Origin of the sequence: Dickeya dadantii NCPPB 898, assembly GCF_000406145.1 — a bacterium.
GTDB classification, from domain to species: Bacteria; Pseudomonadota; Gammaproteobacteria; order Enterobacterales; family Enterobacteriaceae; genus Dickeya; species Dickeya dadantii.
In genome coordinates this window covers 3489703-3509401 of record NZ_CM001976.1, presented here as the reverse complement: position 1 = coordinate 3509401, position 19699 = coordinate 3489703, and the positions used below count along the sequence as shown (strand labels likewise).

Below are 19699 nucleotides of genomic sequence, written 5' to 3'. Positions count from 1 at the left end.
GCGTTTTTTACGTGTGGCGTGGTAAGCCTGATTTACAGCGTCGGTTCGGCAACCAGCCCGTCAATCATCACCTGCGGAATACCGCGAGAGCAGCGTTCGATACGGCCGCGAACGCCGTACACCTGCGCCAGACTCTCTTCACTGATCACCTCGGCCGGTTCGCCATCGGCGATCAGCTTGCCGTCTTTGAGCATCAGTACGTGGTCGCCATGACGCAGCGCGATATTGATGTCATGCACCACCACTACCGTCACGATATTGCGCTTGCGGGTTTCCTGACGTACCAGATCCATCACGTGGAACTGGTAGTTGAGGTCGAGCGCGCTAAGCGGTTCATCCAGCAACAGCAGCGAAGGCTGACGGATAAGCGACTGCGCCAACCCGACCAGCTGTTTCTGACCGCCGGAAAGCTGGTCCAGATAGCTCATCGCCAGATGTGAAATGCCCAGCTGTCTGAGCAGCGTCAGCACTTCGTCTTCGTTGCTGCTGTGATGCAGCCCACCGGACGCGCGCTGGGCGACGATGATCGATTCCAGCACGTGCAGATGCACGCCGGCAGGCAACGATTGCGGCAGATACACCACTTTTTCCGCCCGTTTAGCGAACGGCAACTGCATTACATTAACGTCATCCAGCAGCATGTCGCCCTGCGCCTGTCCCAGCCCGGCCAGCGCACGCAGCAGCGTCGATTTGCCGCTGCCATTAGGCCCCAGCAGCACGGTGATCTTACCGCGCGGCAACAGCGGGACCGACAGATCGTTAATGACGGTCCGTTTGGGGTAACCCGCTGAAAAATGGGAAATCGCCAGTCCGTTGTGACTCATACGTTCCCCCGGTTACGCAGAATGATGCTGAGGAAGAAAGGAACTCCCACCAGCGAGGTGACAATCCCGACCGGAATGATGACGCCCGGCAGCAGGTTCTTGGACACCACGGACGCCAGCGACAACACCAGCGCGCCGGTCAAGGCGCTGGCCGGCAGATAGAAGCGGTGATCCTCGCCGAAAATCATGCGGGCGATATGCGGCGCCACCAGACCGATGAAGCCAATCGGCCCGACGAACGCCACCGACAGCGCCGACAGGAAGCTGATGCGCAACAGCGTGGCCAGACGCAGACGGCGCACGTTGATGCCGAAGCTGATGGCGCGATCTTCACCCAAACGCAATGCGGTCAGCTTCCATGAACTCATCATGGACAACGGCATCACGATAGCCAGTACCAGCAGCAGAATGCCGAGCTTTTCCCAGGATGAACGCGCCAGGCTGCCCATGGTCCAGAACACCAGCCCTTGCAGGGTATCTTCGTTGGCGATGAACTGCAGGATGGATACCAGCGCGTTAAAAGTGAACACCAGCGCGATCCCGAACAACACCACGCCGGATGTCGCTACCTTGGTCCAGCGGGTAATGCCGTCGAGCAGCAACGCCGCCAGCAGCGCGAACAGGAAGGCGTTGGCTGAAATAAACCACTGCGCCGGAACGCCCGGAATACCGACCCCCAGTACGATCGCCAGCGCCGCGCCGAATGCCGCCGCGGAGGACACGCCCAGCGTGAACGGGCTGGCCAGCGGGTTGTTCAGGATGGTTTGCATCTCTGCGCCCGCCAGCCCCAGCGCCAGACCGACTACTACCGCCATCAGCGCATACGGCAGGCGGATGTCCCAGACGATGACGCGGCTACCGGCGTCCGCGTTGGCCGGATCGGTCAGCGTCTGCCACAGCACATCCAACGGCAGGCCGGAAGGACCGAGCACAAAGTCCAGCAACAAAGAGGCGACAATCGCGACGACCAGTACCGCCATCACCGCCAGCCGATGGCGGATGATATGCCGATAATGGATCAGCGCGCTGTTTTCAGCCGTGCTGACACGGCTGATAGGGGATTCGGTGGTTACACTCATGGATTACTCGGCCAGTTTGCGGGCAAACACAAAGTTGTTGTCAGGCAGGGTGGTGAAATGGCGAACAATATAGTGATAGGTATCGTCCGGGTTCAGCGTGCTGAACTGTTTCGGATACACCGCTTTGGCCAGATATTCCATGCCGACGATATTGTACGGGTGGTTATAGAAGTGATGGTATACCCCGTAAACCTGACCGGCCTTAATGGCGGGAATCTGGTCGACGCCGGTGCGGCTCAGCAGCGCTTTGGCTTTGTCCTGAATATCGCTGTCGCCGGCGCCATATCCGAACGGCAGAATCTTGCTGGTGCCGTTGCCGCGTTTGGAGCCGGTCATGATGTAGGTATCAGGTTTTTCGCTGATTACTTTTTCCAGTGAAACAAAGCCGGACGCGCCCGGCAACAATCCAGAACCGATGTTCTTCGCGCCGATGGCTTCCAGCAGGCCACCCCAGCCGCTATGGGAATGGGTAAAGCAGCAGGCGTCGGTGTTGCCGGCGATAGGCTCAATAAACACGTTGGGCTTGGTGGCGATGCTTGCAGTCACTTTCTGAATGCTGTCAAAGTGCTGGCGGTAAAAGTCGGTATACGCTTTGGCGTTTTCTTCGCGGTTCAGCACCTTGCCGAGCAGGTCGACGCTGGGCGCGGTATTTTTGGCCGGTTCAATTTCATAATCCACAAACACCAGCGGGATGTGCAGTGCGTTCAGTTTGCCGATCACGCCATTTTCCATCAGCGCCGGTTTGGCGCGCAACTGGGCGATCATCAGGTCCGGTTTTTTGGCCAGAATACTTTCCAGTTCCACTTCACCCTTGTCGCTGAAACCCATGTCCAGAATGCTTTCAGACTGCGGCCATTTGCCTTTCAGCAGGTCCCAGGTGGCGGTGTCCTGTTTTTTCGGCAAATTGTTCCAGGCGACCAGTCGGCCAAACGGGTTATCGCGGTCCAGCAGCGCCATGGCCATGATATCGCGGCCATCCTGTAGCACAATGCGCTGCGGCTCCTGTTTGATGGTAACGCTTTGTCCGTCGATATCAGTAATGGTGAGGGGATACTGGGTGGCGAAGCTGGCGAAGGCGGTTGTGAGTGTAGTAGCGAGTAAAATAGGGCGCCATGATTTTTTTAGCATGATTTTTCCTGTGATTAACCACTGCTTGACGGGGGTCATCCCCGAAATAAATGAATGAGTTTAATAATTATTATCATATAAGCTTAAACTTTTACTCAACAGGGGCGAGTTGTAAAGAAAAATAACAACAAGGGCACGTCTGACGACATGCCCACAGGAAGGATTAGCGCTTGAGTGCGTCGCTCAGTTGATCGCGGATAGTCGACAGCAGAGATTTCACCACACGCGGATTACCGGCGACGATGTTGCCGGAAGTGAGGTAGTTGTGACCGCCGGTGAAGTCGGTAATGATGCCGCCGGCTTCACGCACCAGCAGTTCGCCGCCGGCGAAGTCCCACGGTTTCAGGCCGATCTCAAAGAATCCGTCCACGCGACCGGCCGCCACATAGGCCAGGTCGAGCGCGGCGGAGCCGGTACGGCGGAAGTCGGCGCACTGACCGAACAGCGCTTCCAGCACGCGCAGGTAGCTGGCGCTGTGCTGTTTGTGCTTGAACGGGAAACCGGTCGCGAGAATGGTGCCGTCCAGATCGCGGGCGTTGCTGCCGCGCAGACGATAACCGTTTAACTGGGTGCCCTGACCGCGGGTGGCGGTGAACAGCTCGTTACGCATCGGATCGTAGACCACGGCCACTTCGGTGCGGCCTTTAACGCGAACGGCGATGGAAACGGCAAAATGGGGGAGACGTTTGATGAAATTGGTGGTGCCATCCAGGGGATCGATAATCCATTGTACGTCCTGATCTTCGCCAACCAGCTCGCCACATTCTTCACCAATAATGGTGTGCTGCGGGTAGGCTTTGCGGATTACCTCGATAATCAGGCGTTCTGCATCGCGGTCAACGTTGGTGACAAAATCATTACTGCCTTTCTGACTAGCCTCGACGGCGTCAGGCGTTTCATAGTTTTTAGCTATCAAGTTGCCGCCTTTGCGCGCTGCGCGCACGGCGATGTTAAGCATCGGATGCATGGTATCGTCCACAAGAATGTTAAAGAACAGAAAACGGCGCGGAGTATAGCAGATAGCGGGAGAAAGAGAAAACAGAGAAGTTTGTGTTAACATACGCCGGTTTTCGTTTCATATGACAGAGTCCGCATGTTACAGAATATACGCATTGTGCTGGTGGAAACTTCACACACCGGCAATATGGGGTCAACGGCCAGGGCGATGAAAACCATGGGGTTGACCAATCTCTGGCTGGTCAATCCGCTGGTCAAACCCGATTCGCAGGCCATTTCGTTATCTGCCGGCGCCAGTGATGTCATTGGCAACGCCACCATCGTTGATTCTCTCGATCAGGCGCTGGAGGGCTGTGGTCTGGTCGTGGGTACCAGCGCTCGTTCCCGTACCTTGCCCTGGCCGATGCTGGAGCCGCGCGAGTGCGGCGTGCGCAGTGTTCAGGAAGCGCAGCACGCGCCGGTGGCGCTTGTGTTCGGCCGCGAGCGCGTGGGACTGACGAATGAGGAACTACAGAAATGTCACTTTCATGTAGCGATCCCCGCCAATCCGGAGTACAGCTCGCTCAATCTGGCGATGGCGGTACAGATCCTGTCTTATGAAGTTCGCGTCGCCTGGCTGGATCGTCAGCAGCGGGGCGAGCCGGCGCATGAGGAGAGTCCGTACCCGCTGGTGGACGATCTGGAACGTTTTTATCAGCATCTGGAAGAGACGTTGCTGCACACCGGTTTCATTCGCCAGCCGCATCAGGGCCAGGTGATGAACAAGTTGCGCCGGTTGTTTACCCGCGCCCGTCCAGAAAATCAGGAACTCAATATCTTGCGCGGTATCCTGAGCGCCATCACCAAGACCGCCTCGTCGACAGACAAGCCACAGGACAATAGTTGAGTTATTTACTCGGTTAAATAGTTGACTGAAACACTCGGGAATGTCAGACTCATGACAGTGCTATGTATGCTTGACTCATAATACTTGTCTTAATAATACATGTTTATCTTACGGATACCATTAACATGAGACTGACATCTAAAGGCCGCTACGCCGTTACCGCCATGCTCGATGTAGCGCTGCATTCAAAGGAAGGCCCGGTTCCGCTGGCTGACATTTCCGAACGTCAGGGGATTTCGCTTTCTTATCTGGAACAGCTGTTTTCTCGCCTGCGCAAGCATGGGTTGGTTGCCAGCGTGCGTGGTCCGGGCGGCGGCTATTTGTTGGGTAAAGATGCCGCCGAAATCGCTGTCGGTTCGGTTATCTCCGCCGTGGATGAGTCCGTGGACGCTACCCGCTGCCAGGGGAAAGAAGGGTGTCAGGGCGGCGATCGCTGTCTGACCCATACGCTGTGGCGCGATCTGAGCGACCGCATCAGCGAGTTCCTCAACAACATCACCCTGGATGAACTGGTTAATAACAAAGAGATTCTGGACGTCGCGGATCGTCAGGATGCTGACGTGCGTCGTACCGCCAACGGGCGCATACAAGAAACCATTAACGTCAACTTGCGTGCCTGAAAAAAAATAACAAAACGCCTTGAACGTTTTGAAGTGATGTACGGAGTTTAAGAGCAATGAAGTTACCGATTTATCTGGATTATTCCGCCACGACGCCGGTCGACCCGCGCGTGGCTGAAAAAATGATGCAGTTTCTGACCCTGGACGGCACGTTCGGCAACCCCGCCTCCCGCTCCCACCGCTTTGGTTGGCAGGCGGAAGAGGCGGTGGATATCGCCCGTAACCAGATTGCCGAACTGGTCGGCGCGGATCCGCGCGAGATCGTTTTTACTTCCGGCGCCACCGAGTCCGACAACCTGGCTATCAAAGGCGCGGCGAACTTCTACCAGAAGAAAGGCAAGCACATCATCACCAGCAAGACGGAACACAAAGCCGTGCTGGATACTTGCCGCCAGCTGGAGCGCGAAGGGTTTGAAGTGACTTACCTGGCGCCGCAGCGTAACGGCATCATCGATCTGAAAGAGCTGGAAGCCGCCATGCGCGATGACACCATCGTGGTGTCTATTATGCATGTGAACAACGAAATCGGCGTGGTGCAGGATATCGCCACTATCGGCGAAATGTGCCGTAGCCGCGGCATCATTTTCCATGTCGACGCGACCCAGAGCGTGGGCAAACTGCCGATTGACCTCAGCCAGCTGAAAGTTGACCTGATGTCCTTCTCCGGCCACAAAATTTACGGCCCGAAAGGGATTGGCGCGCTGTATGTGCGTCGCAAGCCGCGTGTGCGCATCGAAGCGCAGATGCACGGCGGCGGCCACGAGCGCGGCATGCGTTCCGGCACCCTGCCGGTGCATCAGATCGTGGGCATGGGTGAAGCCTACCGCATCGCCAAAGAAGAAATGGCGCAGGAAGCGGCTCGTCTGCGTAGCCTGCGCGATCGCCTGTGGAACGGTATCAACGATATCGAGGAAGTGTACCTAAACGGCGACCTGGAGCAGGGCGCGCCGAATATCCTGAACGTCAGCTTCAACTACGTGGAAGGCGAATCGCTGATCATGGCGTTGAAGGATCTGGCGGTGTCTTCCGGTTCGGCCTGTACTTCCGCCAGCCTGGAACCTTCCTATGTGCTGCGCGCGCTGGGGATGAACGATGAACTGGCGCACAGTTCCATCCGTTTCTCACTGGGTCGTTTCACCACCGAAGAAGAAATTGACTACACCATCGATCTGGTTCGCAAATCCATCGGCCGCCTGCGCGACTTGTCCCCGCTGTGGGAAATGTTCAAGCAGGGCGTGGATATCGGCAGCATCGAATGGGCGCATCATTAATTCGCAGGAATCAGGACGCATATTATGGCTTACAGCGAAAAAGTAATTGATCACTATGAAAATCCGCGCAACGTCGGCTCGTTTGATTCGTCGGATCCGAGCATCGGCAGCGGTATGGTAGGTGCACCGGCCTGCGGCGACGTCATGAAGCTGCAGATCAAGGTCAACGAGCAGGGAATCATCGAAGATGCCCGCTTTAAAACCTACGGTTGCGGTTCCGCTATCGCCTCCAGCTCGCTGGTGACCGAATGGGTGAAAGGCAAGAGTCTGAACGAAGCCGAGTCCATTAAAAACACCCAGATCGCCGAAGAACTGGAACTGCCGCCGGTGAAAATCCACTGCTCGATTTTGGCTGAAGACGCCATCAAGGCCGCCATCGCCGATTACAAGAGCAAACGCGACAAATAACGGGCAGATGAATTAGAGGTTTTGCTTATGTCGATTTCCCTGAGCGACAGCGCTGCGCAACGCGTTAATGCCTTTATGGTCAATCGTGGCAAAGGCGTTGGCCTGCGTCTGGGTGTGAGAACATCCGGTTGTTCCGGTATGGCGTATGTGCTGGAATTTGTTGATGAACTGAACACCGATGATGTGGTGTTTGAAGACAAGGGCGTGAAGGTCATTATTGATGGCAAAAGCCTGGTCTACCTTGATGGCACCGAACTGGATTTCGTCAAGGAAGGGCTGAACGAAGGCTTTAAATTCAATAACCCTAACGTTTCCAGCGAGTGCGGTTGCGGCGAAAGCTTTAATGTCTGACCGCCGGTCGGCCTGTTGACCGACTCCCGCCGCTTTGTGTGCTCCGGCATGTAAAGCGGCGGGCGCGCATTGATTGTCTGCGAACTCAGAGCACACTATGGATTACTTTACTTTATTCGGGCTGCCGATTCGCTATAACGTGGATGGCAGCCTGCTTGCTTCCCGGTTTCAGGAACTGCAGCGCCAGTTTCATCCCGACCGCTTCGCCGCCAGCCCGGAACGTGAACGCATGATGGCGTTACAACAGGCTGCGACCATCAATAATGCCTATCAGACGCTGAAACATCCGCTGAAACGCGCGGAGTATATGTTATCTTTGCACGGTTTTGATTTAAGCAACGAGCAGCATACGCTTCATGACACCGCATTCCTGATGGAGCAGATGGAACTGCGCGAAGAGCTGGACGAGATTGAACGTCGTCCGGACGCGGAAACCGCGTTGGCGGCATTCGCACAGCGCCTGAAAGGGATGACCCGCCAGCGCAGCGAGCGGATGCAGCGCGAGCTGGATGAGGAATCCTGGCCGGATGCGGCGGATACGGTACGTAAACTGCGCTTTTTTGATCGGCTCCGGCAGCAGGTTGAACAACTCGAAGAACAATTGCTGGAACGATAAGTCACATTCAATCCGGCGGGACCGCCGTTGGTCGTATGGCCGCATCGGTCGCCCGCCCGCCAATTGATGGAAGCTCAATATGGCCTTATTACAAATCAGTGAGCCGGGGCTGAGTGCGGCGCCGCATCAGCGTCGTCTGGCCGTCGGGATTGATCTGGGGACCACCCATTCCCTGGTCGCCACCGTCCGCAGCGGCGAGACGCAAACCCTGCCCGATCATGACGGACGCGATCTTTTGCCGTCGGTCGTCCACTACCATGCCGACGGGCTGACCGTTGGCTGGGACGCGCGCCAGCAGGCGGCGGCCGACCCGGTAAACACCGTCAGTTCCGTCAAGCGACTGATGGGACGCTCGCTCTCCGATATTCGCCAGCGTTATCCCCATTTGCCTTATCGGTTTGAAGCCAGTGAAAACGGCCTGCCGGTGCTGCAGACCGCTGCTGGTCCGCGCAACCCGATCCAGGTGTCGGCCGATATCCTGACGGCGCTGACCCGGCGTGCCGAAGAGGCGCTGAACGGGCTGCCTGACGGGGTGGTGATCACCGTGCCGGCCTATTTTGACGACGCCCAGCGTCAGGGCACCAAAGACGCGGCTCGGCTGGCCGGTCTGCATGTGCTGCGTTTGCTAAACGAACCTACCGCGGCGGCGATTGCCTACGGGCTGGACTCCGGCCAGGAAGGCGTGATCGCCGTGTACGATCTGGGCGGCGGCACCTTCGATATCTCTATTCTGCGTCTTAGCCGCGGCGTGTTTGAAGTGCTGGCCACCGGCGGCGATTCCGCGCTGGGCGGCGATGATTTCGATCATCTGCTGGTCGAGTGGATTCGCGAGCAGGCCGGGATCACATCCCGTGACGATCATCAATTGCAGCAGGTGCTGCTCAATACCGCCGTACAGACCAAGATTGCCCTGAGTGATGCGCAAACCGTGCCGGTATCGGTGGCGGGCTGGCAGGGTGAGATCACCCGTGAACAGTTCAACGCACTGATTGCGCCGCTGGTGAAACGCACGCTGTTGTCCTGCCGTCGCACGCTGAAAGACGCGGATGTTGACGCGGATGAGGTGAAAGAGGTGGTGATGGTCGGCGGTTCCACCCGCGTGCCGCTGGTGCGTGAGCAGGTAGGCGAATTTTTCGGTCGCACGCCGCTGACCTCTATCGACCCGGATAAAGTGGTGGCTATCGGCGCCGCGATTCAGGCTGATATTCTGGTCGGTAATAAGCCCGACAGCGAAATGCTGCTGCTGGACGTGATTCCGCTGTCGCTGGGGCTGGAAACCATGGGCGGGCTGGTCGAGAAAGTGATTCCGCGCAATACCACCATTCCGGTGGCGCGCGCACAGGAATTCACCACCTTCAAGGACGGCCAGACCGCGATGATGATCCATGTGTTGCAGGGCGAGCGCGAGCTGGTGCAGGATTGCCGTTCGCTGGGGCGTTTCACGCTGCGCGGCATCCCGCCGATGCCTGCCGGCGGCGCGCATATCCGGGTGACCTTCCAGGTGGACGCCGACGGGCTGCTGAGCGTGACCGCGATGGAGAAATCCACCGGGGTGGAGGCCTCCATTCAGGTGAAGCCGTCCTACGGTCTGAGCGACGACGAGATCGCCGCCATGATTACCGACTCCATGCAGAACGCGCAGAGCGACGTCGGTGCGCGTATGCTGGCCGAGCAGCGCGTGGAGGCGGCGCGAGTGCTGGAAAGCCTCAACAGCGCGCTGGCGACGGATGCCGCTTTGCTGAACGACGAAGAGCGAGCCGCGATTGACGTCGCCTGCCTTCAACTACAACAGGCCGCGCAGGAAAACGACGCCTCAGCCATTGAGGCCGCGATTAAAACAGTAGATCAACAAACCCAGGAATTCGCTGCCCGCCGGATGGATGAATCTATCCGCCGCGCGCTGGCCGGGCATTCCGTGGACGAGGTATAACATGCCCAAGATTGTTTTTCTGCCGCATCAGGACTTGTGTCCGGAAGGGGCAGTTCTGGAAGCGAGCAGTGGTGAAACTATTCTGAACGTAGCGTTGCGCAATGGCATTGAAATTGAGCACGCTTGCGAAAAATCCTGTGCCTGCACCACCTGTCACTGCATCGTCCGTGAAGGATTTGATTCGTTGACGGAAAGCACCGAAGACGAAGACGACATGCTGGATAAAGCCTGGGGTCTGGAACCGGAAAGCCGTCTGGGTTGCCAGGCGCGCGTTGCCGATGAAGATCTGGTGGTGGAAATTCCGCGCTATACCATTAATCACGCACGCGAACACTGACGGAGTAATTTATGGGACTGAAGTGGACCGATAGCCGTGAAATCGGCGAAGCGCTGTACGACCTCTATCCTGATGTCGATCCGAAAACCGTGCGTTTTACCGATTTGCACCGCTGGATTTGCGAACTGGATGAGTTTGACGACGAACCGGAAGCCTCCAACGAGAAAATCCTGGAAGCGATCCTGCTGGTGTGGCTGGACGAAGCCGAATAACCGAACTGGTCAACGGGCTGCCTTGAGGTGGCCCGTTTTCTCTTTTTTATCATGGCGATAGTGGGCTGAGATAACCATGCCCAACCTGGAGTAGCTGTATGACAACTGAAGCGATGCTGATTACCCTTTCCCATCAGCCAGCGGACGCCCGCTGGGGTGAGAAAGCCTCGTTAACCGCCAATGAGCAGGGATTTACCATTCATCTGTCCGGCGACAAACCGCTGACCATCATCCAGCGTGCGGCCCGCAAAATCGACGGGCAGGGCATTAAACAGGTCAAACTGGCCGGCGAAGGCTGGAATCTGGAAAGCAGCTGGGCGTTCTGGCAGGGATACCGCGGTCCGAAGGGCAAACGCACGGTGGAATGGGCCACGCTGGCGGACGCGCAGCAGCAAGAGCTGGAGCGTCGTCTGAAGATCGTTGACTGGGTACGCGACACCATCAACCTGCCGGCGGAAGATCTGGGGCCGGAACAACTGGCGACCCGTGCTATCGATCTGCTGTGTAGCGTGGCGGGCGAGGCGATTTCTTATCGCATTACCAAAGGCGAGGATCTGCGTGAGCAGAACTACGCCGGCCTGCACACGGTGGGGCGCGGTTCCGAACGTTCGCCGGTATTGCTGGCGCTGGATTATAACCCGACCGGTAAGGCGGACGCGCCGGTGCTGGCCTGTCTGGTCGGCAAAGGCATCACCTTTGATACCGGCGGCTACAGCCTGAAAGGCAGCAGCTTCATGGATTCCATGAAGTCCGATATGGGCGGCGCGGCGACGGTGACCGGCGCGCTGGCGCTGGCGGCGGCTCGCGGCTTGCAGCAGCGCGTGAAACTGTACTTGTGCTGCGCTGATAACATGGTGAGCGGCAACGCGTTCCGTCTGGGCGATATCATTCGCTATCGCAACGGCAAAACCGTCGAAGTGATGAATACCGATGCCGAAGGGCGTTTGGTGCTGGCTGACGGCCTGATTGACGCGTGTGAACAGAACCCGCAGTGGATTGTCGACTGCGCGACCCTGACCGGCGCCGCCAAAACCGCGCTGGGCAATGATTATCACGCGCTGTTCAGCTTTGACGACGCGATGATCGATTCGCTGATGGACAGCGCCCGTCGCGAAGGCGAACCGTTCTGGCGCCTGCCGCTGGAGGAATTCCATCGCCAGCATTTGCCGTCCAACTTCGCCGAGTTGAACAACGTGGCCGGTGCAGCGCACACCGCAGGCGCCAGCACGGCGGCGGCGTTCCTGTCTCACTTTGTGAAAAACTACCAGCAAGGCTGGCTGCATATCGACTGCTCCGCTACTTACCGCAAATCGGCGGTGGAACAGTGGTCTGCCGGCGCAACCGGTCTGGGCGTGCGCACGCTGGCCGATTTCCTGCTGAATAAAGCGGGTTAAGCTGTTGACAAACAGCCGCGTTGTCTTATGAACAATGATGTTTGTCTGATCAGTGAATGGTTTCGTGCGGGATAAACGGCGTAGTTTCTTTGTTATTTCATCGCACGCACGACAAGGAGAGGCTTGTATCTTGCTCATGTCGTTGATTAGCTATCACGACATGAAACAGAGTGAGCTTCGAAGGAGAGCCAGGGCTATAAACCTTGCGGTTGAGTTTAAGCCCTCTGTTTCACCTTTCACGCCAGCATTAACATTGAACGGTTACCCAGAGCACTGACTCTGAATGTACAAGCGGAACGGGCGTGATGGCTTCAGTGAAAGGGGGACATCATTATGTATTACGTTGGTATTGATATCAGTAAGCGTGTCGTCGATGTGTGTTTGTTTACCGCATTAAAGGTAAACGGAGACGAAACGTTATGGAGTTTTCCCCCCCCGTTCAGGCTGGAAGAGTTGTTAAAGCTGGCCGCATCGGAACCGGCGCACCGGCCCGAGTTTTTCAGCGAACTGTTGGAAGCTACGGTTTACGTGCTGGGCCACAGCGAAGAAGACGACGCGTTTGGAGAAAGTAGCTTGCAGGCAGGCAGTGGGCTGCAGTTACAGCACTGGGAAAAACCGGATGGTCATTCCGCCGTTCCGTTTTTCTCCTCGCTGGAGGCACTGCAACTGGCGGTGACCGATGAGCAAGCGTTTCTGGCGCTGCCGGTCAGAACGCTGTTTGATATCACCCGTGGCGCGACGCTGTTTCTGAATCCGAAACTGCCGTATGGCAAAGAGTTTCTGCCGCAGGAGATCGAACACCTGTTGTCCAGCGAGGGCAGCAGTCTGGTGCAACAGCACATTCTTGATGGCGGCACCGAACTGAAAATCGGTATTCCGGCTGAGATGCCGGCGCAGATGATCGATTCTCTGACTCAACTGTTCAGCAAGCACCGTAACGTAAAACGGGCGTTTCTGGCGCAGATTCAGGAACCGGATGAAGATCAGCCGCACCTGCTGATCGGTCTGGATGCCGACGGCGACGATCTGGATGCGTTGATTCAGGCGGCCGGATCGGTGGCGACCGATACCCAGCCGGATGACCGCCCGATCGATCTCTGCCTGGTGAGCAATGATCAGCCCGGCATCAGCCACTTCCTGATTCGCCATACCACGCCGTTTTACGAGCGGAAATGGGGCAGTTTCCTACGCGAGTTCAAGCATAGCGGCCAGGCATAGCGCGCGGTTAAAGGCAGAGCGAAACGAATAAAAAAACGGCGCAGGCGGATTGGCCTTGTGCCGTTTTTTATTGTCAGACGTAAACCACCTCCTGATGAGATGGCGATTGTTGTCGGCTCACCCGGTGACGACAGGCACATCGTCGCGGGCGCCCCATTCGCTCCACGAACCGTCGTAAAGCGAGACCTGCGGCGCATTGAGCACAAACAGCGCCAGCATCACCACCGATGCCGTCACGCCGGAGCCGCAACTGGCGACAATCGGGCGTTGAATGTCGACGCCGGCCTGATGAAAGATAGCGGCCAGTTCGTCCGCCGGTTTCAGTGCGCCGCCTTCAACCAGAACACTCCACGGAACGTTGAAACTCCCCGGAATGTGGCCACGACGCAGCCCCGGCCGCGGTTCGTCCACCTCGCCGAGAAAACGGGGCGCGGGGCGGGCATCAACAATCTGCTCGTCGCCGGTGCGGCACAGGGCCAGCACGTCATCCAGCGAACGAATCGCGCCGACGGCAGGCGGCCGGGCGTGGAACACCTGGGCGGTCGGCGAGACGTCGCCTTGTTCCAGCGGCAGCCCCTGCTGTTTCCAGCCCACCAGCCCGCCACTCAGAATCGAAATGCGCGAAGCGCCCGTCAGCCGCAGCATCCACCAGGCGCGTGGTGCGGAAAATAGGTTGCCTTCGTCGTAAATTACCAGATGCTGCTGTTCGTTCAGCCCCAGTTTACCCAGCGCGTCGGCGAAAGCGTCGATGTCCGGCATCATGTGCGGCAGTGGAGTCTGATGGTCGGAAAGGGATTCGATATCGAAAAATACGGCGCCCGGTAGATGCGCCGCCTGGTATTCGGCGGCGATATCGCGTGTATCGTTGCCCGGCGGCAACATGCGGGCGTCAATCAGGGCGATATCTGCATCGTGGCGATGGGCGTTCAGCCAGGACGCGCTAACAAACAGTCCGGCGGCGGATGTGGACATAAAACCTCCCCGTGTGAGCCGATTCTTCGGCCCAGAATGAGACAAGATATTGCATTGTCTGGAATTTTCTGGCTTTGGGCAACACGCCTGACGTTGGCGTGCTGTCCGGATCAATCCTGTTATATACGTAGGGGTAATCAGGATAAATTTTTTTTACGAAAATGTTATTTTCCCGATGGGAAAGTCGTGGCGGTACCTCTATAATCTGCGCCACTTTGCACTGGCTGGTATTATAATTTTATCTATACCCGTCATACTTCAGGTTGCAGATGCGTTGGCTTTCTTACTCGGCCCATCAATGGGCCTCGCCCTATACGGGCCGCTGCAAGCAGCGTTCAAATCGGCGAGAGCCGATTTGTCGCTCACCCCGGTCACTTACTTATGTAAGCTCCCAGGGATTCGCTGCGTCGCCGCCTTCCTGCAACTCGAATTATTTAGGGTATAACCGGCTGTTACTGAATAATGTTGTTGGATGAGGCCAATATGACGGTAGAACGTACCTTCTCTATTATCAAACCGAACGCAGTTGCCAAAAACGCAATCGGCGCGATTTATGCCCGTTTCGAAAGCGCGGGTTTCACCATTATCGCTTCCAAAATGCTGCACCTGAGCCGTGAGCAGGCGGAAGGTTTCTACGCCGAGCACCAGGGCAAACCGTTCTTTGACGGTCTGGTGGATTTCATGACGTCTGGCCCGATCATGGTTCAGGTACTGCAGGCTGAAAACGCGGTGCAGCGTAACCGCGATATCATGGGCGCCACCAACCCGGCCAACGCACTGGCTGGTACGTTGCGTGCGGATTACGCCGACAGCTTTACCGCAAACGCGGTGCACGGTTCTGATTCCGTGGAATCTGCCGAGCGTGAAATCGCTTATTTCTTCAGCGCGGACGAAGTTTTCCCGCGTACCCGCTAATTTCGGCGCAACACTGCCTGCCCCGGTAAAAAATGCGGCTGAGGTAGCGCGGGTGTTATAAAATTTGTACAATGCCGCGCCCCGGATGAGCACGTGCTCATCCGGGGCGTTTCTTTATTATTCGTTTCCCTTTCGCGCCATAACGTGTAACAACGAGGCCATGAGTCAATTTATGTCTGAGCAAACCGTATCTCCCGTCGTCGCTATGTCTGACGCTATCGCCGTTGCCGCCAACAGCAATGAAAAAATCAACCTGCTGGATTTCAACCGTCAGCAAATGCGCGCTTTTTTCGCCGAACTCGGTGAAAAACCGTTCCGCGCCGATCAGGTCATGAAATGGATGTATCATTACTGCTGTGATGATTTTAACCAGATGACCGACATTAATAAGGTGCTGCGCGGCAAGCTGCAGGCGATCGCGGAAATTCGGGCGCCCGAGGTAGTAGACGAACAACGCTCTTCCGATGGCACCATCAAGTGGGCGATTCTGGTTGACGGTCAGCGGGTAGAAACGGTGTACATTCCGGAAGAAGACCGCGCCACGCTTTGCGTCTCCTCACAGGTTGGTTGCGCGCTGGAGTGCAAATTCTGTTCTACGGCGCAGCAGGGCTTCAACCGCAACCTGCGCGTATCCGAAATTATCGGGCAGGTATGGCGCGCGGCGAAAATTATCGGCGCCGCCAAAGTGACTGGTCAGCGCCCGATTACCAACGTGGTGATGATGGGGATGGGCGAACCGCTGCTGAACCTGACCAATGTGGTGCCGGCGATGGAAATTATGCTGGATGATTTTGGTTTCGGCCTGTCCAAACGCCGCGTTACGCTGTCGACTTCCGGTGTGGTGCCGGCGCTGGATAAACTCGGCGACATGATCGACGTGGCGCTGGCGATTTCCCTGCATGCGCCGACCGATGAAATTCGTAACGAAATCATGCCAATCAACAAGAAGTATGATATCGAAACCTTCCTGTCCGCCGTGCGTCGCTATCTGGAGAAATCCAACGCCAATCAAGGGCGTGTGACCGTGGAATACGTGATGCTGGATCACATCAACGACGGTACCGAGCATGCCCATCAACTGGCCGAGTGTCTGAAAGACACGCCGTGCAAGATCAACCTGATTCCGTGGAACCCGTTCCCCGGCGCACCTTACGGCCGCAGTTCCAACAGCCGGGTCGATCGCTTTTCCAAGGTGCTGATGGAGTACGGTTTCACCACCATCGTGCGTAAAACCCGCGGCGATGATATCGATGCCGCCTGCGGTCAGTTGGCGGGAGAAGTGGTGGATCGCACCAAGCGTACGTTGAAGAAAAAGATGCAACGCGACACGATTGCGGTAAAAACCGTCTGAAAATGATGTCAAATCAACCTGCTTTCTCAGGAAAGCAGGTGATAAATGCGTTTTCGGGGCTTATCATACGGTGTGGTCATTGATGACCTGCCACCGTACAAGGCAGGCCGCCATCGGCGGTGGGCTGTCACAGGCGTTAGATTGCGGTAACATGTCACGGATTCGACGAGCCAGGATGGCTCGCAAGAGGAGTATCAGGGATGAAACGGATGTTACTGGGTAAAGCCGTGGCGCTGGCCGCAGGCATGGGACTGCTGGCCGGGTGTGCGCAAACGCCATCGAAGCAGGTGAGTCCCGCGGCGGCGCAGACGCGGTTGCAACTGGGGCTGGAGTATCTGGCCCGTAATAATCTTGACGCCGCGCGCGACAATCTGCAAAAAGCGGAGCAGCTCGCGCCGGATGATTACCGGACCCAGTTGGGAATGGCGCTGTACGAGCAGCGCATCGGCGAGAATCAGGCTGCTGAGACACGTTATCGTCGCCTGCTGCGGCAGGCACCCGCCAACGGCGGCATAATGAATAATTACGGTGCGTTTCTCTGTGGTTTAGGGCAGTATGTAGCGGCGCAACGGCAGTTCGCCGCTGCTGCGCAACTCCCTGATTACCATCAGGTTGCCGATGCACTTGAGAACGCGGGATATTGCTTCCTCAACGCCGGTCGGCCGGATGAGGCGAGTCAGTGGCTCAGCCGTGCGCTGAGATACGATCCCGCCAGAGGAAACCGGCTTCTGGCGGAAGCGAACAGCCGCTTTGCTGCCGGACGCTATGATCAGGCGCGATTGCTCCTGAATATTTACCAGCCATTGATGACGGCAAGCGCCGAAAGTCTGTGGCTACAGATTCGTTTCGCCGCGCTGGCGGGGCATCATGACGAGGTAACACGTTATGGCGGATTGCTGGCGCGAAGTTTTCCACAATCCAAACAGTACCAGCAGTTCTTAGCTAATGAATACTGAAGCCACTCAAGATAATACTGCAGCAACGATAATGACCCCTGGCGAGCGTTTGCGCGAAGCGCGCGAGCGGTTGGGACTGACGCAACAGGTTGTTGCAGAACGGTTGTGCCTGAAAGTGTCGACCGTTCGCGAACTAGAAGACAACAATACGCCCGCTGGCCTTGCCCCTACCTTCCTGCGCGGTTATATCCGCTCTTATGCCCGACTGGTTCACCTTCCTGAAGACGAATTGCTGCCGATGCTGGAAAAACAGGTCGTGCCGAGTCGTGTCTCCAATGTGGCGCCGATGCAGAGTCTGGCGTTGGGAAAAAGCCGCAAGAAGCGTGATGGCTGGTTGATGCTGTTCACCTGGTTGATTCTGCTCGGCGTATTGGGCCTGACGGTGGCCTGGTGGTGGCAGAACCACCAGGCGCAGCAGCGGGAAATCAATTCGATGGTGGACCACGCTAACGCTTCCCAGAGCCCTAAAGACGGACAGGCCGTCGATGCGAATAGCGATCCGGAACCGGTGGATAACGATGAAAGCGCTGCGGGCGCGCCGTCCGGCAACGGGCAGCCTATCGAACTTAATTCGCCTGCCGCCGTGCCGTCGCAGCCTGCTGGTTCTACGTCGGTCGCCCCGACGGCTAACGCGCCTGCCGCCGCCAGCGCGGCGCCTCAGGCACAGGTTTCCGAACAGCCGTTGCTGAATCAGTCGGCCACCGCGCCTGCCAGCGCTGCGGCCGCGGCTGATGCTTCCGGTGCGCCGGGGGCTATCGTGATGCGCTTTACGGCGGATTGCTGGCTGGAAGTGGTTGATGCCGCCGGCAAGAAATTATTCAGCGGCGTACAGCGTAACGGCAATGTGCTGAATCTGACCGGCCAGGCGCCGTACCGGTTAAAAATCGGCGCGCCGGGCGCGGTGCAGGTTGAGTTTCAGGGCAAGCCGGTGGATTTGAGCCGGTTTGTCAAAAGCCATCAGGTGGCTCGTATTACGCTGACGGCTCAGTAATCGTGCCGTCGCACTGGCAATTGTGGAGAAGAAGTCATGCATAGTCCTGCACCCATCAACCGCCGCAAATCAACCCGGATTTACGTCGGCAAGGTGCCTGTCGGTGATGGCGCGCCGATTGCCGTGCAGTCGATGACCAATACCCGCACCACGGATGTCGATGCCACGGTTAGGCAGATCAAGTCGCTGGAACGGGTTGGCGTGGACATCGTGCGCGTCTCGGTGCCGACCATGGATGCCGCCGAAGCATTTCGTCTGATTAAACAGCAGGTGGATGTGCCGCTGGTGGCGGATATCCATTTTGACTACCGCATCGCGCTGAAAGTGGCGGAATACGGGGTCGATTGCCTGCGCATCAACCCCGGCAACATCGGTAGCGAAGAGCGTATCCGGTCGGTGGTGGACTGTGCGCGCGACAAAAATATTCCGATCCGCATTGGCGTTAACGCCGGTTCGCTGGAAAAGGATCTGCAGGAAAAGTACGGCGAACCGACGCCGGAAGCGTTGCTGGAATCCGCCATGCGTCATGTGGATATTCTCGATCGTCTCAATTTCCACACGTTCAAGGTCAGCGTCAAAGCGTCGGACGTGTTCCTGGCGGTGCAGTCCTATCGCTTGCTGGCGTCTCGTATCGATCAACCGTTGCATCTGGGGATCACCGAAGCGGGCGGCGCGCGCAGCGGCGCGGTGAAATCCGCCATCGGCCTGGGATTGCTGCTTTCCGAAGGCATCGGCGATACGCTGCGTGTGTCGCTGGCAGCCGATCCGGTGGAAGAGGTCAAGGTCGGTTTCGACATTCTCAAGTCACTGCGTATTCGTTCTCGCGGCATTAACTTCATCGCCTGCCCGACCTGCTCCCGTCAGGAATTCGATGTGATCGGCACGGTGAACGCGCTGGAACAGCGGCTGGAAGACATTATCACGCCGATGGATGTGTCGATCATCGGTTGCGTGGTTAACGGTCCGGGCGAGGCGCTGGTATCGACACTGGGCGTGACCGGCGGCAACAAGAAGAGCGGTTTTTACGAAGATGGTGTCCGTCAGAAAGAGCGCTTTGACAACGATGATATGATCGACCAACTGGAGGCCAGGATCCGCGCCAAGGCGTCGATGCTGGATGAAACACAGCGTATCGCCGTCAATCTGGTGGATAAGTGATCCGGCCTGTCCGAATGCGATCCGGCCCGAATTCCTGAATTGAAGCGCCCGATGATAGCGGCAGCGACATTGAAGACATTGCGTCGTTGCTCCTATAATCGGGTCTATTTTTTAAAAGCGCATTA

The 19699-nt window shown here is 57.3% G+C and carries 21 protein-coding genes; 16 read left to right on the top strand and 5 right to left on the bottom strand.

The annotated features are described in order from the left end of the window. Positions 1-32 precede the first annotated feature (32 nt). The 4 genes from DDA898_RS15755 to suhB all read right to left on the bottom strand — a co-directional run bounded on the left by DDA898_RS15755 (position 33) and on the right by suhB (position 3998). On the bottom strand, positions 33-824 hold the full coding sequence (locus tag DDA898_RS15755; protein ID WP_013318973.1) for an ABC transporter ATP-binding protein: 792 nt from the start codon (positions 822-824) through the stop codon (positions 33-35). After that, entirely contained in the window at positions 821-1804 is a 984-nt protein-coding gene (locus tag DDA898_RS15750; protein WP_374070278.1) for a FecCD family ABC transporter permease, read from the bottom strand. The genes DDA898_RS15755 and DDA898_RS15750 overlap by 4 nt, the downstream gene beginning before the upstream one ends. Before the next feature lie 102 nt (positions 1805-1906). After that, positions 1907-3031 (bottom strand): ABC transporter substrate-binding protein, encoded by a 1125-nt coding sequence (locus DDA898_RS15745; protein WP_033111997.1) that lies wholly within the window; start codon positions 3029-3031, stop codon positions 1907-1909. A gap of 163 nt (positions 3032-3194) precedes the next feature. Then, positions 3195-3998 (bottom strand): inositol-1-monophosphatase, encoded by an 804-nt coding sequence (suhB, locus tag DDA898_RS15740; RefSeq protein ID WP_013318970.1) that lies wholly within the window; start codon positions 3996-3998, stop codon positions 3195-3197. Between the two features lie 126 nt (positions 3999-4124). Between suhB and trmJ the strand changes: the two genes are divergently transcribed. The 11 genes from trmJ to sseB all read left to right on the top strand — a co-directional run bounded on the left by trmJ (position 4125) and on the right by sseB (position 13231). Continuing rightward, positions 4125-4874, top strand: a complete 750-nt coding sequence (gene trmJ / locus DDA898_RS15735; protein ID WP_038911690.1) for a tRNA (cytosine(32)/uridine(32)-2'-O)-methyltransferase TrmJ — start codon at positions 4125-4127, stop codon at positions 4872-4874. Between the two features lie 125 nt (positions 4875-4999). After that, positions 5000-5494: a Fe-S cluster assembly transcriptional regulator IscR gene (gene iscR / locus DDA898_RS15730; RefSeq protein WP_013318968.1), complete on the top strand. Its 495-nt coding sequence runs from the start codon at positions 5000-5002 to the stop codon at positions 5492-5494. Positions 5495-5550: 56 nt separating this feature from the next. Then, a complete protein-coding gene (gene iscS / locus DDA898_RS15725) occupies positions 5551-6765 on the top strand; it encodes a cysteine desulfurase (protein WP_038901787.1) in 1215 nt (404 codons plus the stop codon). 24 nt (positions 6766-6789) lie between these two features. Continuing rightward, positions 6790-7173, top strand: coding sequence for a Fe-S cluster assembly scaffold IscU (iscU, locus tag DDA898_RS15720; protein WP_013318966.1), 384 nt, complete (start codon positions 6790-6792; stop codon positions 7171-7173). Between the two features lie 27 nt (positions 7174-7200). Then, positions 7201-7524 carry an iron-sulfur cluster assembly protein IscA gene (gene iscA / locus DDA898_RS15715; protein ID WP_013318965.1) on the top strand — a complete coding sequence of 108 codons (324 nt, stop codon included), beginning with the start codon at positions 7201-7203 and terminating at the stop codon, positions 7522-7524. A 97-nt stretch (positions 7525-7621) separates the two neighbouring features. Then, positions 7622-8140 (top strand): co-chaperone HscB, encoded by a 519-nt coding sequence (gene hscB / locus DDA898_RS15710; protein ID WP_013318964.1) that lies wholly within the window; start codon positions 7622-7624, stop codon positions 8138-8140. 79 nt (positions 8141-8219) lie between these two features. Next, positions 8220-10070: a Fe-S protein assembly chaperone HscA gene (gene hscA / locus DDA898_RS15705; RefSeq protein ID WP_038911689.1), complete on the top strand. Its 1851-nt coding sequence runs from the start codon at positions 8220-8222 to the stop codon at positions 10068-10070. 1 nt (position 10071) lies between these two features. Then, on the top strand, positions 10072-10407 hold the full coding sequence (fdx, locus tag DDA898_RS15700; RefSeq protein ID WP_038911688.1) for an ISC system 2Fe-2S type ferredoxin: 336 nt from the start codon (positions 10072-10074) through the stop codon (positions 10405-10407). Between the two features lie 11 nt (positions 10408-10418). Further along, positions 10419-10619, top strand: a complete 201-nt coding sequence (gene iscX / locus DDA898_RS15695) for a Fe-S cluster assembly protein IscX (RefSeq protein WP_013318961.1) — start codon at positions 10419-10421, stop codon at positions 10617-10619. 98 nt (positions 10620-10717) lie between these two features. Next, positions 10718-12013 (top strand): aminopeptidase PepB, encoded by a 1296-nt coding sequence (gene pepB, locus DDA898_RS15690; protein WP_013318960.1) that lies wholly within the window; start codon positions 10718-10720, stop codon positions 12011-12013. Positions 12014-12346: 333 nt separating this feature from the next. After that, the gene (gene sseB / locus DDA898_RS15685) at positions 12347-13231 is read left to right on the top strand and encodes an enhanced serine sensitivity protein SseB (protein ID WP_236616678.1); all 885 of its coding nucleotides are present in this window, start codon (positions 12347-12349) and stop codon (positions 13229-13231) included. 117 nt (positions 13232-13348) lie between these two features. Here sseB and sseA read toward each other — a convergent pair whose 3' ends face one another. Continuing rightward, entirely contained in the window at positions 13349-14203 is an 855-nt protein-coding gene (sseA, locus tag DDA898_RS15680) for a 3-mercaptopyruvate sulfurtransferase (protein ID WP_038911687.1), read from the bottom strand. Between the two features lie 483 nt (positions 14204-14686). Between sseA and ndk the strand changes: the two genes are divergently transcribed. The 5 genes from ndk (at position 14687) to ispG (ending at position 19574) form a co-directional block, all read left to right on the top strand. After that, positions 14687-15118, top strand: coding sequence for a nucleoside-diphosphate kinase (ndk, locus tag DDA898_RS15670; protein ID WP_013318955.1), 432 nt, complete (start codon positions 14687-14689; stop codon positions 15116-15118). Between the two features lie 172 nt (positions 15119-15290). Continuing rightward, positions 15291-16469, top strand: coding sequence for a dual-specificity RNA methyltransferase RlmN (gene rlmN, locus DDA898_RS15665; RefSeq protein ID WP_013318954.1), 1179 nt, complete (start codon positions 15291-15293; stop codon positions 16467-16469). Between the two features lie 200 nt (positions 16470-16669). Next, positions 16670-17425, top strand: a complete 756-nt coding sequence (pilW, locus tag DDA898_RS15660) for a type IV pilus biogenesis/stability protein PilW (protein WP_107768352.1) — start codon at positions 16670-16672, stop codon at positions 17423-17425. After that, on the top strand, positions 17415-18416 hold the full coding sequence (rodZ, locus tag DDA898_RS15655) for a cytoskeleton protein RodZ (protein WP_038911686.1): 1002 nt from the start codon (positions 17415-17417) through the stop codon (positions 18414-18416). Before pilW ends, rodZ begins: the two co-directional genes overlap by 11 nt. A gap of 36 nt (positions 18417-18452) precedes the next feature. Further along, entirely contained in the window at positions 18453-19574 is a 1122-nt protein-coding gene (gene ispG / locus DDA898_RS15650) for a flavodoxin-dependent (E)-4-hydroxy-3-methylbut-2-enyl-diphosphate synthase (protein ID WP_038911685.1), read from the top strand. The last annotated feature ends 125 nt before the right edge of the window (positions 19575-19699 follow it).

Excerpts from the sequence above, each read along its gene's own strand:
- DDA898_RS15755 (WP_013318973.1), bottom strand. The coding sequence starts at position 824 with ATGAGTCACAACGGACTGGCGATTTCCCATTTTTCAGCGGGTTACCCC.
- DDA898_RS15750 (WP_374070278.1), bottom strand. The coding sequence starts at position 1,804 with ATGGCGGTACTGGTCGTCGCGATTGTCGCCTCTTTGTTGCTGGACTTT.
- DDA898_RS15745 (WP_033111997.1), bottom strand. The coding sequence starts at position 3,031 with ATGCTAAAAAAATCATGGCGCCCTATTTTACTCGCTACTACACTCACA.
- suhB (WP_013318970.1), bottom strand. The coding sequence starts at position 3,998 with ATGCATCCGATGCTTAACATCGCCGTGCGCGCAGCGCGCAAAGGCGGC.
- trmJ (WP_038911690.1), top strand. The coding sequence starts at position 4,125 with ATGTTACAGAATATACGCATTGTGCTGGTGGAAACTTCACACACCGGC.
- iscR (WP_013318968.1), top strand. The coding sequence starts at position 5,000 with ATGAGACTGACATCTAAAGGCCGCTACGCCGTTACCGCCATGCTCGAT.
- iscS (WP_038901787.1), top strand. The coding sequence starts at position 5,551 with ATGAAGTTACCGATTTATCTGGATTATTCCGCCACGACGCCGGTCGAC.
- iscU (WP_013318966.1), top strand. The coding sequence starts at position 6,790 with ATGGCTTACAGCGAAAAAGTAATTGATCACTATGAAAATCCGCGCAAC.
- iscA (WP_013318965.1), top strand. The coding sequence starts at position 7,201 with ATGTCGATTTCCCTGAGCGACAGCGCTGCGCAACGCGTTAATGCCTTT.
- hscB (WP_013318964.1), top strand. The coding sequence starts at position 7,622 with ATGGATTACTTTACTTTATTCGGGCTGCCGATTCGCTATAACGTGGAT.
- hscA (WP_038911689.1), top strand. The coding sequence starts at position 8,220 with ATGGCCTTATTACAAATCAGTGAGCCGGGGCTGAGTGCGGCGCCGCAT.
- fdx (WP_038911688.1), top strand. The coding sequence starts at position 10,072 with ATGCCCAAGATTGTTTTTCTGCCGCATCAGGACTTGTGTCCGGAAGGG.
- iscX (WP_013318961.1), top strand. The coding sequence starts at position 10,419 with ATGGGACTGAAGTGGACCGATAGCCGTGAAATCGGCGAAGCGCTGTAC.
- pepB (WP_013318960.1), top strand. The coding sequence starts at position 10,718 with ATGACAACTGAAGCGATGCTGATTACCCTTTCCCATCAGCCAGCGGAC.
- sseB (WP_236616678.1), top strand. The coding sequence starts at position 12,347 with ATGTATTACGTTGGTATTGATATCAGTAAGCGTGTCGTCGATGTGTGT.
- sseA (WP_038911687.1), bottom strand. The coding sequence starts at position 14,203 with ATGTCCACATCCGCCGCCGGACTGTTTGTTAGCGCGTCCTGGCTGAAC.
- ndk (WP_013318955.1), top strand. The coding sequence starts at position 14,687 with ATGACGGTAGAACGTACCTTCTCTATTATCAAACCGAACGCAGTTGCC.
- rlmN (WP_013318954.1), top strand. The coding sequence starts at position 15,291 with ATGTCTGAGCAAACCGTATCTCCCGTCGTCGCTATGTCTGACGCTATC.
- pilW (WP_107768352.1), top strand. The coding sequence starts at position 16,670 with ATGAAACGGATGTTACTGGGTAAAGCCGTGGCGCTGGCCGCAGGCATG.
- rodZ (WP_038911686.1), top strand. The coding sequence starts at position 17,415 with ATGAATACTGAAGCCACTCAAGATAATACTGCAGCAACGATAATGACC.
- ispG (WP_038911685.1), top strand. The coding sequence starts at position 18,453 with ATGCATAGTCCTGCACCCATCAACCGCCGCAAATCAACCCGGATTTAC.